This window comes from Terrirhizobium terrae, assembly GCF_030323265.1.
Classification (GTDB): domain Bacteria; phylum Pseudomonadota; class Alphaproteobacteria; order Rhizobiales; family Rhizobiaceae; genus Neorhizobium.
On sequence record NZ_CP104992.1, the window covers coordinates 2,629,386 to 2,642,679 of the forward strand.

At 62.0% G+C, this 13,294-nt stretch carries 10 protein-coding genes and 2 pseudogenes; 8 read left to right on the top strand and 4 right to left on the bottom strand.

The features are described 5' to 3' along the window. Positions 1-89 precede the first annotated feature (89 nt). Together N7E02_RS20715 and N7E02_RS20720 are read left to right on the top strand one after the other, a co-directional pair. Positions 90-377 carry a ribbon-helix-helix domain-containing protein gene (locus N7E02_RS20715; protein WP_286579492.1) on the top strand — a complete coding sequence of 96 codons (288 nt, stop codon included), beginning with the start codon at positions 90-92 and terminating at the stop codon, positions 375-377. Then, positions 374-691: a type II toxin-antitoxin system RelE/ParE family toxin gene (locus N7E02_RS20720; protein WP_286579493.1), complete on the top strand. Its 318-nt coding sequence runs from the start codon at positions 374-376 to the stop codon at positions 689-691. The genes N7E02_RS20715 and N7E02_RS20720 overlap by 4 nt, the downstream gene beginning before the upstream one ends. Here the strand turns inward: N7E02_RS20720 and N7E02_RS20725 are convergent. After that, positions 688-2,060 (bottom strand): annotated as a pseudogene (locus N7E02_RS20725) (TIGR03808 family TAT-translocated repetitive protein). The gene N7E02_RS20720 and the pseudogene N7E02_RS20725 overlap by 4 nt on opposite strands. 165 nt (positions 2,061-2,225) lie before the next feature. Between N7E02_RS20725 and N7E02_RS20730 the strand changes: the two are divergent. Next, a complete protein-coding gene (locus N7E02_RS20730; RefSeq protein ID WP_286579494.1) occupies positions 2,226-3,758 on the top strand; it encodes a diguanylate cyclase domain-containing protein in 1,533 nt (510 codons plus the stop codon). Between the two features lie 6 nt (positions 3,759-3,764). Here N7E02_RS20730 and N7E02_RS20735 read toward each other — a convergent pair whose 3' ends face one another. Further along, entirely contained in the window at positions 3,765-4,295 is a 531-nt protein-coding gene (locus N7E02_RS20735) for a MarR family winged helix-turn-helix transcriptional regulator (protein WP_286579495.1), read from the bottom strand. Positions 4,296-4,481: 186 nt separating this feature from the next. Here N7E02_RS20735 and N7E02_RS20740 point away from each other — a divergent pair, with 186 nt between their 5' ends. The 4 genes from N7E02_RS20740 to N7E02_RS20755 all read left to right on the top strand — a co-directional run bounded on the left by N7E02_RS20740 (position 4,482) and on the right by N7E02_RS20755 (position 9,185). Then, positions 4,482-5,948, top strand: a complete 1,467-nt coding sequence (locus N7E02_RS20740; protein ID WP_286583960.1) for an MDR family MFS transporter — start codon at positions 4,482-4,484, stop codon at positions 5,946-5,948. Positions 5,949-5,997: 49 nt separating this feature from the next. Then, a complete protein-coding gene (locus N7E02_RS20745; RefSeq protein WP_286579496.1) occupies positions 5,998-7,008 on the top strand; it encodes a ligase-associated DNA damage response exonuclease in 1,011 nt (336 codons plus the stop codon). Positions 7,009-7,263: 255 nt separating this feature from the next. Continuing rightward, a complete protein-coding gene (locus tag N7E02_RS20750) occupies positions 7,264-8,913 on the top strand; it encodes a cisplatin damage response ATP-dependent DNA ligase (RefSeq protein WP_286579497.1) in 1,650 nt (549 codons plus the stop codon). A gap of 5 nt (positions 8,914-8,918) precedes the next feature. After that, on the top strand, positions 8,919-9,185 hold the full coding sequence (locus N7E02_RS20755) for a hypothetical protein (protein ID WP_286579498.1): 267 nt from the start codon (positions 8,919-8,921) through the stop codon (positions 9,183-9,185). Between the two features lie 20 nt (positions 9,186-9,205). On the opposite strand, the pseudogene N7E02_RS20760 reads toward N7E02_RS20755, so the two are convergent. Beyond that, a pseudogene (locus N7E02_RS20760) lies at positions 9,206-10,119 on the bottom strand (NAD(P)/FAD-dependent oxidoreductase). Positions 10,120-10,269: 150 nt separating this feature from the next. Here N7E02_RS20760 and N7E02_RS20765 point away from each other — a divergent pair. Continuing rightward, positions 10,270-10,728: an Rrf2 family transcriptional regulator gene (locus tag N7E02_RS20765; RefSeq protein WP_286579499.1), complete on the top strand. Its 459-nt coding sequence runs from the start codon at positions 10,270-10,272 to the stop codon at positions 10,726-10,728. An 86-nt stretch (positions 10,729-10,814) separates the two neighbouring features. On the opposite strand, the gene N7E02_RS20770 is transcribed toward N7E02_RS20765, so the two are convergent. Then, complete coding sequence (locus tag N7E02_RS20770; RefSeq protein WP_286579501.1) at positions 10,815-13,109, bottom strand: methyl-accepting chemotaxis protein; 2,295 nt, start codon at positions 13,107-13,109, stop codon at positions 10,815-10,817. Positions 13,110-13,294: the final 185 nt, after the last annotated feature.

Below are 13,294 nucleotides of genomic sequence, written 5' to 3' on the forward strand. Positions count from 1 at the left end.
CTGCGACGAACGGAAGATCAATGGGCGTTGGACGTCCATGAAAGTTTTCGATAGGATTTAATCGTGTCGGATGACCGTAGGAGATCGCCATGCGTACCACCCAGTCCCTCAGCATCACGCTTCCGATCGAAATGGCCGAGATGGTCAAGGCCAAGGTCGCCTCGGGCGAATACGCCTCCGAAAGCGAAGTCATCCGCGACGGCCTGCGCACGCTGATCGCGCGAGATGCGGCGATCGAGAAATGGCTGGTGGAGGAGGTGGTGCCGACGATGAAGGAAATCGAGGAGCATCCTGAAAGCCTGCTGACACTGGAAGAGGTCGACAGGAGGCTGGATGCCCGGATGGCAGTTCTTCTTGCGGAGCAGGAAAAGCGATGAGCTACAAGGTCGTCTTCTCGCCTGCCGCAAGTGATGACCTCGAAGAATTGTTTATCTATCTCGTTCCCGAAATGGGCCTGAAGGGCGCGCGGGAATATGTCCGGAAAATCCAGATCTATTGCTTCGGTTTTTCGACATTCCCGCAGCGGGGAATGCTGCGCGACGACTTGTGGCCAAATCTTCGTCTTGTCGGCTATCGGCGCAGGGCCACCATCGCCTTCCAGGTTCGAGGGGATGTCGTGCGCATTGCCCGCATCTACTATAAAGGTAGAGGCATCGATCCTGATGATTATAGCTCCTACGTGGAAACCTAGCTCACTCGGTTACCCTCAATCGTCAGATGCGCAAAACGCTCCGCCCCTCCTTAGCAAGGTCCCCGGTCGAAGCATCGCTCCAGCGATAGCCGATGATGGCGCCGCGCTGCACCGCCTGGAAAATGTTGTTGGCGATGACAGCACTGCCGGCGCCATCTGCCACCGACACGGCACAGCCGGTGCCGGCCTGCCGTACGATGTTGCCCGTCGCGGTCACATTGCGCAGATAAGGACCGAAGCCGAGCGCCAGGCCCCAGAACGGCGCGTTCTCGATGACGTTACCGGTGACGGCCGTATCGGCCTCGACGCTGATGCCGACGCCGAAGATCGCACCGTCGAGAACGTAAGGCCCGACGAGGCGCAGGTTGCGCACCATGTTGCCGGCAACGGTCGCAAGCCGCCCGCCCTCGTTGAAATTGACGACCGAGATGCCGTTCGCCGCCTCATCGACGATATTGCCTGAGATCATCGCGCCCTCGAAGGCGAATTCGGCATAGATCGCGGTCTCGCCCGACGCGGTGCAGTGATTGTCGGCGATCATCACGTTCGACGCGCTGTTGGCCCGGATCGCCGAAAAGGCGGAGTCGGAAATGTGGTTGCCGGAAACGATCACGTCATCGGCGCGAAACAGGTTGATGGCGTTGCCGTATTGGCCGGTGCCGCCATTGGTCGAGCGGATCCGTGAGACCCGGTTGCCGGTCACGATCGTGCCATCCTTGCCCTTCTCCCAGCGGTGGATAAGGATGCCGCCATTGCCGCAGTCGGAAACGCTGTTGCCGGTGATCGATAGATCCGCGCTTTGCACCGCATAGAGCCCGTAGTCACCGGCTTCCGTAATTGTGTTGCGTTCCACTCGTCCGCCGCAGCGCTCGAGGCTCAACCCAGTGCCGCTGGCATTCGTGATCGCGCAGTTTTCGATCGTGAGTGCCGAGACGCCGCTTAGGCGGACCAGAGCCGGTTCATCGCCGGTCAGCGGCCGGTTGCCGCCGTCGATAACGATATCGGAAAGCTCCACTCGCCGTACGCCCTCAGCCCGTAGCATTGCGCCCTCGCCGGAATAGACGAGACGCGAAGCGCGGGCGATACCTGTGATCCGGCAGCCGTCGGGCAGGTCGAGATTGGAGACCGGGTAGTCCCCGGGCGGCAGGAAGACGGGCAGGTTCTGCCGGGCGGCATCCTGCAGCAGGCGCGCGAGCTTGCGCTGTGACGCGGCACCGCCCTCCGGCGTCACGCCATGGGCGCGGGCATCGAGTGCGCCGCGCAGGTTCGTGCCGCCGATCGCCGGAGACTGCGCCCTAACGAGAGACGGAAGCGCTGCGAACGACGCTGTCGCCGTTAGTCCAGCCAGCAACTCGCGTTTCGAAATCATCCAGCCCTCGCGACGCTTGTTAATCCTATGTTATTCATGGATGGCTCTGTTACCAACCTGCGTCGATATTGTTTGCCCAAGCGGGTAAAAACTTTGTCATCATCCAGATCTGGCACGTTCTTTGATCCGTAGCGTTTACTGTATTCATTTTCGAGGAGGGAAATAATGACAGGCTTGGCATCGCAGACTATGGCCTCGGATGTTTCGATTAAGCTACGCAAGAAGGCGACGGCTCAGTCCTCCGAGGCGCTCCGCGATCCATTGCAGATTATCTCTCTCCAGGATGGTTCCCGTCTCGACGAGGACCTTGACCAGGCGCTGAACGATCTCCCCGCGCTCGGGCTTCTCGATCAGCTGTCCGACTATGTGTCGGTAAGGGATAGGGAAGGGCGCTACGTCTTCTGCAACCAGGTCGTCTGCCGCGCGACCGGCACCGGTGACGGCGCTGAACTGACCGGCAAGACCGATTTTGACTTCGTGGACGAGCGGGTTGCGCTCCGCCTGTCCTCCCTTGAAAAACGTGTCCTGGCGACCGGCGTCCCGGTCGAAAAGCACGAGGAAAAATGCGTGCTGACGAATGGCCGCACGCTCTGGCTCTCCATCTCCAAGACGCCGCTGCGCAACGATCTCGGTGAGATCATCGGCGTTGTAGAGATCTCGCGGGATATCACCGAGCGCAAGCGGCAGGAGGATCTGCGTCACGGCCACGCGCGACTTCTGGAAATGATCGCGCGTGGACGGCCGATCGACTCCGTGCTTGAAGCATTGATCAAACTCGCAGAAAGCCAGCTTGATGATGTCAGGGGCGCGATCATGCTGACGGATGAGAGCGGCAAGCGTCTCACCTCGATCGCTGCCCCAAGTCTTCCGGCAGCCTATGCGAGGCTGATCGATGGTCTTGAAGTCGGCCCATCCCGCGGCTCCTGCGGCACTGCCGCTTGGCGCCGCCAGCCGGTGATCGTCAAGGACGTCAACAGCGATCCCCTCTGGGAGGATTTTCGCGAGCTTGGGCCGCTTTTCGGTTTCCGTTGCTGCTGGTCGACGCCGATCATTGGTGCGGAGGCACGGGTGCTCGGCACGTTCGCGCTCTATGCTGACTCGGTGCGCGAACCCACGGCGCTTGAACTCGAACTGATGACCATGGCGACCGATCTTGCTGGCATTGCGATCGAACGCGACCTGAGCGAGCGCCGCATCCGTCACATGGCCCATCACGACGCGCTGACCGGATTGCCGAACCGCGCCCTGTTCTGGGGCCAGCTCGGCGATGCCCTGCGACAGGCCAAGCGCGATGCGCGCCGGCTCACCGTTGCCTATCTGGATCTCGATAATTTCAAGGACATCAACGACACGTTCGGTCATGCCGCAGGCGACGAGGTGCTGAAAACGGTTGCCGCGCGCATGGCGAGATATGCCCGTCCGGGCGATCTTCTCGTCCGGCTGGGAGGCGACGAATTCGCCGTCGTGTTTGACGACACCGGTGACTGCAACGCAGCACTTGACCGCCTCGACGGCTTGAAAGACCTGATCACCCGGCCGATTGCCCTGCAGGGCCGCGACATTACCGCAAACTGCAGCATGGGCGTCGCCTTCTTCCCCGTCGATGGCGACGCGCCGGACGAGCTTCTGGCAAGCGCCGACCGCGCCATGTATCGCGACAAGGAACTTGGCCGTGACGGGCAAAGCCCGGCGCGGTAAGCGGTCTCAGGAGGCGTCCGCGAGGGTAGGCTGCTGCGGCGCCTTCTCGGTTGCATAGGCACTCTCGAAACGTCCTACGAATTTCTCGAACAGAACCGCAAACGCGCTCAATTCGTCTTCCGGCCAGTCCTCAAGCAGCGATGCAAGCAACCGGCGCTTCGTCGCATGAATTTCGGCGAGAAGCTTGTCGCCGAGTTCCGTCCTGACGACGATCGAGCGGCGGCCGTCGATCTGCGATGCGTCGCGGCGAAGAATTCCTTGCGCCACCAGTTCGGCGACCAGACGGCTTCCGCGCGACGGATCGAGCCGCATCGCGTCTGCGATCGCGCCGACCGTCACCTCGCCATCGATCCGCCGCATCGCGTCAAGCGCGTCGAGATGCGAGATTTCCAGGCTGGGCGCGATCTTGTTGATCACCGTACGGCTGATCACGCGCCGGCCGATCATCATGCGCATGCGGCCCATAACGTCGCTGATATGGGCAATATCGGCGGCCGCGGAAGAGGGCGGTTCTATCTGGGCGGTCTGCTTCGTCATGGCCGCAGAATACCAGAGTAGAGTGTGCCCGCAATAGATATTTGTCTTTCACATGAAAGTGCGATTGACATTTATATGCGAAAGGCACATTAATTGGTGGAAGCTTGGATCCGCCATGACCCCCACTCATATTGCCCCACCCTTGTTGCCGACCACCGGCAGCGGCTTATCGTCTTCTCTTTGCTGATGGCCGCGCTGTTCATGGCGACGCTGGACAACCAGATCGTCTCCACGGCTCTCCCGACGATCGTCGGCGAATTCGGCCAGATGGAGCGCTTCGGCTGGGTCAGTTCCGCCTTCCTGCTCGCCACCAGCGCCGTTATGCCGATCTACGGCAAGCTCGGTGATCTCTTTGGCCGCAAATACGTCATGCTGGCCGCCATCGTCATCTTCACGCTCGGTTCGCTCGCCTGTGGTTTCGCCTGGTCGATGGACAGCCTCATTGCCGCCCGCGTCTTCCAGGGGCTCGGCGGCGGCGGTATCATGGTGTCGATCTTCTCGATCAATGCCGATCTCTTCGAGCCGCGTGAACGGGCGAAATACCAGAGCTATTCGAGCCTGATGATCATGGCGTCCGGCAGCATCGGCCCGCTGCTCGGCGGCACGATGAGCGACCTGTTCGGCTGGCGCTCGATCTTTCTCATCAACCTGCCGCTTGGTGTCATCGTCATCGCCGGCCTCGTGATGATGCTGCCCTATCGCCGCCCCACCCGCCGGCCGAAGATCGATTATGTCGGCGCCGTCGTGCTGGCGGCGACGATCACCTGCCTCGTCGCCTATGCCGACAGCCGCCAGATCTTCGGCTCGCTGGTGGCACCTGAATCACTTGCCATGCTGGCGGTCGGCATCGCCTGCGCGGCCCTCTGGGTCTTCGTCGAAAGCCGGGTGCCGGAACCCATCGTCCCGCTGAAACTCTTCCGCGACAGTACCTTCTCGCTTTACCTGATCATCTCGCTTTGCTCGGGCGCAGTCGGCATCGGTCTCGTCAATTACTACGCGCTCTTCCTGCAGACGACGACGGGCCTCTCTCCCTCGCTTGCCGGCCTGTTCTTCATCGCGCTGACCGGTGGCATCGTCACCGGGTCGCTGTCGGCCGGCCGCCTGATTTCCATCACCGGACGCTACAAGCCCTTCACCATCATCGGCCTGTCGATGAGCGTCGTCATGCTGTTCTGCTTCTCGCGCATCGGCCATGACGTTTCGCTTGCTGTCGTCGCTGTCATCATGTTCCTGCAGGGCATGTCCGTCGGCATCGGCCAGCAGGCACCGATCATCGGTGTGCAGAATTCCGCGCCGCGCAGCGATATCGGCGCTGCGACCGGTGCCGTGACGCTGATGCGCATGGGTGGCGCGTCGATTGCCATCTCGCTCTTTGGCGCGATCATCGGAACGGGATTGAGGGGCGAAAGCGTATCGATACCGGGCCTCTCCGATATCGAAGCCCTGACGCCGAAAATCCTGGCGGGCCTGCCCGAGGCTTCGCGTCAGGCCATCGCTGCCATCTATCACGACGCCTTCGCGCCGCTGTTTGTCACGGCTGCCGGCATCGCCGCGATCGGGCTCGTTGCGGCCTTCTGCCTCAAGCCGATCCGCCTGCCGATGGCGCAGCCGGTACCTGCACCGAAGGAAGAAGAGAAGGCGGCCGCAGCCTAAGCGCTTCGTCCCTCTCGAAACTCCCGCATTCCCGCCTATGTTGATGGGGATGAAACCCGAGGCTCTGCTTCATCCCACTCCCGCCGGGCTGTTCTGCCCCATCGGCAATTTCTACGTCGATCCCGTCCGTCCCGTCGGCCGGGCACTGATTACCCATGGTCACTCCGACCACGCCCGTTCCGGCCATGGCAGCGTGCTCGCCACCCGCCAGACGCTCGACATCATGGCGATCCGCTACGGCGAGGATTTTGCAGGCACCGAGCAGGCGGCCGGATGGGGCGAGGAGATCGTCATCGACGGCGTCAAGGTGATGTTCAGACCCGCCGGCCATGTCCTCGGTTCGGCCCAGATCCTGATCGAGAAGGATGGCCTGAGAATTGTCGTGTCGGGTGATTACAAGCGCGGTGTCGACCCCACCTGCGCGCCTTTTGAGCCGATCGCCTGCGACGTCTTCATCACCGAGGCGACCTTCGGCCTGCCGGTCTTCCACCACCCCGATCCGAAGGCGGAAATCCGCAAGCTGTTCACCTCGCTCGAACAGTTTCCCGAACGCAGCCATCTCGTCGGCGCCTATGCTCTCGGCAAGGCACAAAGGGTCATTCGCCTGATCCGCGACAACGGCTATTCCGAGCCGATCTACATCCATGGCGCGCTGGCGCGGCTCTGCGACTATTACCAGTCCCAGGGCATCGAGCTGGGCGATATTCGCCCCGCGACGATCGAGAAGAGCAAGCCGGCTGAATTCGCCGGCGCCGTCGTTGTCGGCCCGCCGTCTGCCTTCCAGGACCGCTGGGCGCGGCGCTTCAACGAACCGCTGATCGCCTTTGCTTCCGGCTGGATGATGGTGCGCCAACGCGCCAAACAGGGCGGCGTCGAACTGCCGCTTGTCGTCTCCGACCATTGCGACTGGCCCGAGCTTCTCTCGACGATCGAGGAGATTGCCCCGCAGGAGGTTTGGGTTACCCATGGGCGGGAGGAGGTTCTGGTGAGGTGGTGCGAGCTGAAAGGCATTCCGGCACGGCCGCTGCATCTGGTGGGCTATGAGGATGAGGGGGATTGATGGGCATCCGTTCGCATCAAGACACCCCCTCTGGCCTGCCGGCCATCTCCCCCACAAGGGGGAGATCAGCTGGGCGCACCACTTCAGCCCAAACCAGCCGCTGACATGAAAAGTCGAAGTGAACTGCATTGGCTTGATGGTAGCCCTTATGGGACGAGGCGCTCGCCACTTGTGATCTCCCCCTCGTGGGGGAGATGGCCGGCAGGCCAGAGGGGGCTGGCAGAGCACGACGGCAGATATCGGCGGGGCGCACCTATGAAACCCTTTGCAACTCTCCTCGACCGCCTCGTCCTCACCCCGTCGCGCAACGGCAAGCTCACCCTGCTCGTCGACTATTTCCGCAATACCCCCGACCCCGATCGCGGCTATGGCCTCGCAGCCCTTGCCGGTACGCTCGACCTCAAAAGCGTCAAGCCGGCCATGCTGCGCGAGCTCGTCATGGAGCGGATGGACGAGGTGCTGTTCCGTTATTCCTACGACTATGTCGGCGATCTGGCCGAAACCATCTCGCTGGTCTGGGAAGGTTCTGCCAAGGAACACCTTGTCGAAGAGCCGCGCCTCTCCGACGTCGTTAAGCGGATGAACGCGCTCGGTCGCACCGAGGTTCGTGGTGCCGTGCGTGATCTGCTCGACCACCTTGACCCCTCCGGCCGCTTCGCCTTCCTGAAGCTCGCCACCGGTTCGCTCAGGATCGGCGTTTCCGCCCGTCTCGCCAAGCAGGCACTGGCCGATATGAGCGGTAAGGACATCATCGAGATCGAGACGCTCTGGCATGGCCTGACGCCGCCCTATGAACCGCTTTTCGCCTGGCTGGAAGGCAAGGCGGGCAAGCCGGTTCTGGCAACGCCGGCCATCTTCCATTCCGTCATGCTCGCCAATCCGGTAGAGGACGGCGATCTCGAAAAGCTCGATCCGGCCGATTACGCCGCCGAATGGAAATGGGACGGCATCCGCGTGCAGATGTCGAGCCATGGCGGCACGAAAAAGCTCTATTCCCGCTCCGGCGACGACATTACCGGCGCCTTCCCGGATGTGGTCGACGCGATCAATTTCGACGGTGTCATCGATGGCGAGCTTCTGGTCGGCGGCACGAAGCGGACGAATGCCCCGACGCGCACCTTTTCCGATCTGCAGCAGCGGCTGAACCGCAAGACCGTGACGGGCAAGATGATGGACGAATACCCCGCTTTCGTTCGCGCCTACGATCTGCTCTTTCAGGGCGAGGCTGATATCCGCGCCGAAGGATTTCTCACCCGCCGCGACCGACTGTCCGAGGTAATCGACAAGGCGCCCCACGACCGCTTCGATCTCTCCGATCTTGTACCCTTCACTGACTGGGCCGAACTCGACCGCCTGCGCATCGACCCGCCCGATCCCGTCATCGAAGGCGTGATGATCAAGCGGAAGGACAGCCCGTATCAGGCCGGTCGCCTGAAAGGTCCGTGGTTCAAGTGGAAGCGCGATCCCTACAATATCGATGCCGTCATGCTCTATGCCCAGCGCGGCCACGGCAAGCGGTCGAGCTACTATTCCGACTTCACCTTCGGCGTGTGGACGGTCGGCGAGGATGGCAAGGACCAGCTCGTGCCGGTCGGCAAGGCCTATTTCGGCTTCACCGATGCCGAACTGGAAGTGCTCGACAAGTTCGTCCGCGACAACACGATCGATCGTTTCGGGCCGGTGAGGGCCGTCAAGGCGACACCCGATTTCGGCTTCGTGCTGGAAGTCGCCTTCGAAGGCATCGCCCGCTCGACGCGTCACAAGTCGGGCGTCGCGATGCGTTTTCCCCGTATCGCGCGTCTGCGGCAGGACAAGCTTCCCCGTGATGCCGATCGCCTGGAAACCCTTACGGCGATGATCGAGATGCGCGATGGGGCTGTCGGCCTTGCCGCCGACGAAAACTGATCTACTTGCCTCTGCGCCTCCGCCATGGAGGTGATCGGGAGGGTTTTGATGACGGCATCGGGCTGGATCTGGAGGGGCTTCTGGCACTGGCGGGCTGCATTGCCACCGCCTACGTCTTCGAGGAGGTGATCGGCGGCGGCGCGCTTGGCTGGACGGTCGGCGGCGCCATGCTCGGCGCAACCTGCGGCCCGCTGTTCAAGTCGCTTCTTGCCTGGCGCAAGGAAAAGGACGCCGCACGCATCGCGGCAAGGGATGGTGGCAGGAGCGCCTGAACGCTCCCGCCCCAAATGGGTCAGATCGTGCCGAATATCAGCGACCGGTGAACGCCGGCACCGGCAATATTGCCGTCACCGACGGCAAGCGCCACCGATGCCATCAGCCTTGCGGCGTCGCCGCAGGCGAATACGCCCGGCATGCTCGTTTCCTTCATCGGATCGGTCTTGATGACCGAGCCGAACATGCCCTCTTCGAAATCCAGGCCGAGCTGTTCGGCGATTGGGCTTGCCATCTCGAAATTCGCCGCCGTGAACAGGCCGGCAAACGTAAGCATACGGCCGTCGGCAAGACGAATGTCCGCATGTCCGGTAATCGCCTCGATCGGGCTGCGTTCGACGCTTACGCCGCGCAGCGCGAGGCTGGCCAGTTGTTCCTCATCCGGCTCGAAAGTGCCGTTGACCAGCAATGTCGTCGGCCCCCAGTCCGGCAGCATCAGCGCTTGATGTGTCGAAAGCGGGAGGTGGCGATGACGCCGATCCGCCCCTGTTCCAGCTCGTAGCCATGGCAATAGGGGCAATGGAATACGGCCTTGCCCCAGCGCTCCTCCAGCCCTTCCACCTTTGGCAGGATATCCCTGATGCCGGTCGCCAGCAGAAGCCGCCGCGCCCGATGCGACCCGCCGGCTGCGCTGACCTCGAAGCCCGCGTCCGAACGATCGGTTGCCGCGATCCGCGCGGCACTTTCGGCCCGACCGGAAATCCACTGGACGGTCGGATACTCCATAACCTGAGATCGGGCATCGGCTGCAATCGCCGCCGGATCGGCGCCATCCTGCGTCAGGAACCCGTGTGAGCTGTCTGCAAAACGGTTGCGGCGCTTGCCTTCGTCGATGATCAGCACGTCGCGTCTGGCGCGCCCGAGCTGCAAGGCGGCCGACAGGCCGGCATAGCTGCCGCCGATGATAATGACGTCATGGATGGGATCTGTCATGAGAGGCTCCTTTTCTCGAAACAAGATAAGTTACGTGATATTGCCATGTCAACGGTCACGCAACTTTTGTTGTGACGAGTGTCGATCGCCATGCTAAGCGATGGCCATCGGGCCGGGTGGCCGCGATTTCCGGATGGAAAGGGGATGGAGATGCGTCAGGATAGTCGGCTTTCGCGAATGCTGCATGTCCTGATCCATATGGGCAGGCACGAGGGCGCCATGACATCGGACATGATCGCCGCCATGCTGGATACCAATCCGGTCGTCATCCGCAGGACGATGGCGGGCCTGCGCGACAAGGGTTACGTGCGTTCGGAAAAGGGCCATGGCGGTGGCTGGACGCTTGCGCGGCCGCTTGCCGACCTGACCTTGCTGGATGTCTACCGTGCTGTCGGCGAACCCTCCGTCTTTGCCGTGGGTCCCGCCTATGACATGCCGGGCTGTCCTATCGAGCAGGCGGTCAATGCAACGCTGAAGGATGTTTTTGCCGAAGCGGAGCAGCTGCTGCTAAGGCGGTTCGCAGGCGTGACGCTGGCAGATATCGCCGGCGAGTTTCCGCCCGGGCTTTCGCTCGCCGGCCACGATGCGGAAGGCGGCTGCGCGCCCTGAACCTGCGGAGGTGGCCAGGAAAAAGGCGGAAGCGCCTGAAGCACTTCCGCCTTTCGTATCACAGTCTTACTGGCAGATCTGCTTGATCAGAACTCTTCCCAGTTATCCGCTGCAGCCGACGGAGAGGCCGCTGCCGCAGTCCGGCCGCCACCGAAAGCCTGAGCGATCTTGCCGACCATGCCGCGAGCCGGCGACTGGCGCGGCTGGGAAGCCGGCGATGCGGCCATGACGGAAGCCGTCTGGCGCAGCGCTGCCGACTGGCGAGCAGGCATCTGGTAAGATGTCGCCTGCTGTGATGTTCCGCCATTCAGCTGGAACTGCGAGACAAGGTCGCGCAGGCGAGCAGCTTCGGTGGCAAGCGTCGCGCCTGCGGCATTTGCCTCTTCAACCATGGCTGCGTTCTGCTGGGTCACCTGGTCCATCTGGTTGACCGCGGTATTGACCTCGGCAAGACCTACGGACTGCTCGCGGGCGGAAGTCGCGATCGAATCCATGTGCTGGTTGATCGTGACGATATAGCCCTCGATCGTCTTCAATGCCTCACCGGTATCGCTTACCAGCTTGACGCCTGTTTCGACTTCGATCGAGGACTTGCCGATCAGGTCCTTGATTTCCTTGGCGGCCTGTGCCGAACGCTGAGCAAGTTCACGAACTTCCTGTGCGACGACCGCAAAGCCCTTGCCGGCTTCGCCTGCACGCGCGGCTTCGACGCCGGCGTTCAGAGCGAGAAGGTTGGTCTGGAACGCGATGTCATCGATGACGCCGATGATGTTGGAGATCTGGCCGGAAGACTGTTCGATGCGACCCATGGCATCGACCGCATTGGCAACAACGGCGCCGGAATGGCGGGCGCTTTCGTTTGCCTGGATCGCCACCGTACGCGCTTCGTCGGCACGCTTGGAAGAATTCGCCACGTTGGTGGTGATTTCGTCCAGGGCGGCTGCGGTTTCCTCGAGCGAGGCCGCCTGCTGTTCGGTACGCTTGGAAAGGTCGTCGGCGCTCTGGCTGATTTCCCGCGAACCGCTGTCGATCGAGCTGGTCGCCTGCGCGACGGATCCGAGCGTGCCGCGCAGTTGTTCGATGGCGGCGTTGAAATCGGAGCGAAGGCTCTCGAAATCTGCGGCGAAGGGCCGGTCGAGCTGGAAGGTCAGATTGCCCGACGACAGATGCTTGAGGCCGGTAGCCAGACCATTGGTCGCCTCGGCCATGGCTTCGGCGCGAATGCGGTCCTGCTCCGCATTGTGGCGGCGCTGTTCTTCTGTCTGGCTGCGCTGTTCCTCGGCCTGGCGCTCCAGTGCCTGCGTCTTCAGCGCATTGTCCTTGAACACCTGCACAGCCTTGGCCATCGCGCCGAGTTCGTCTGCACGGCTCTCGCCGTCGATCTTCGCGGTCAGATCACCGGAGGCCAAACGTCCCATCGTACGGGTCAGTCCGCCGATCGTGTTGCCGAGCGAACGTGCGAACACGAGGAAGCCGGCAAGGCAGATCGCCGCAGCAATCAGGGTGCCGATGACCGTGTTGATCAGTGCCGAGGTGTTGGCCGCGACGATATGGGTCGCGTCGGCGCCGATCTCGAACACGCCGATCTTCTCACCGGCGAAATTGTTGAACGGAATGACCTTCACGACGAGTTGGCGACCGTTGATTTCGATGCGATCGAAGACTTTCTTGCCGTCGAACCCGTCTTTCAGGCTCTGCTCTGCGACAAGCGGCTTGTCGTTCTGGGTCGAGGTCTGGGTGGTCAGCTTGCCGTTGACCATGACGTCGACGGCGATTTCGCTGCCGAGCTTTTCGGCCAGCGGGTCGAAATAGGCATCGGCCAGTCGGGTGCCGACATCTACCGCACCGATGACCTTGCCATCCACCATGACCGGGGCGACCGCATACATGCTGATGTCGCCATTGTTGCCCTGTTCGAGGCCGGAGGTGATCTGACCGGTTTTCATGGCCTGGTCGATGGTCTTGCGGCGTCCGCGGATTTCGTCGTCGAAAGCATCCGGATTATGGGTCCGCGCGACGACCTTGCCGTCGCTGCTGACGAAGGTAATGAGCGAAAGGCCGCCCTGGCTCTTCACGAATTCTGCGCCGGCAGAGTATTTCTGCAATATTTCCTGGCGGTCCCTGGACGTGATCAGCGCAGCCATGTCGGCATCTGCCGCAGCTTGGGCAGCGATCGCCGAAGCGGAGCGCTGAATGGCGGCCATGTCGTTCTGAATAAGCTTGAGATCGCTGTCCGCCTTGCGGGTCAGCGCGTCATTACCCATCGCATTCTGCGCATACCAGGCAAGGCCACCGACGGCTGCACTGGCAAACATGACGGCTGCAAACCCGCAGCCGGTAATCGTGACCCAAAGCGGTCTCTTGATAGTAGTCTCGGTCATAACCCCGTCCGTTAAGCATAGTGTCCCGGACGCAGCTATGACGTGCAAATTGCTAATTTTAGATAAAGTAATACACGCTCAGTAGCCTTTCGTTCATCATAATTTTCACCGGAAGACCGGGTATCGCGACGGGGTTGCAAGGTGCCGCTGGGCCTCTCGAAAAGGTTGTCAGGCGCGTGCCCTCT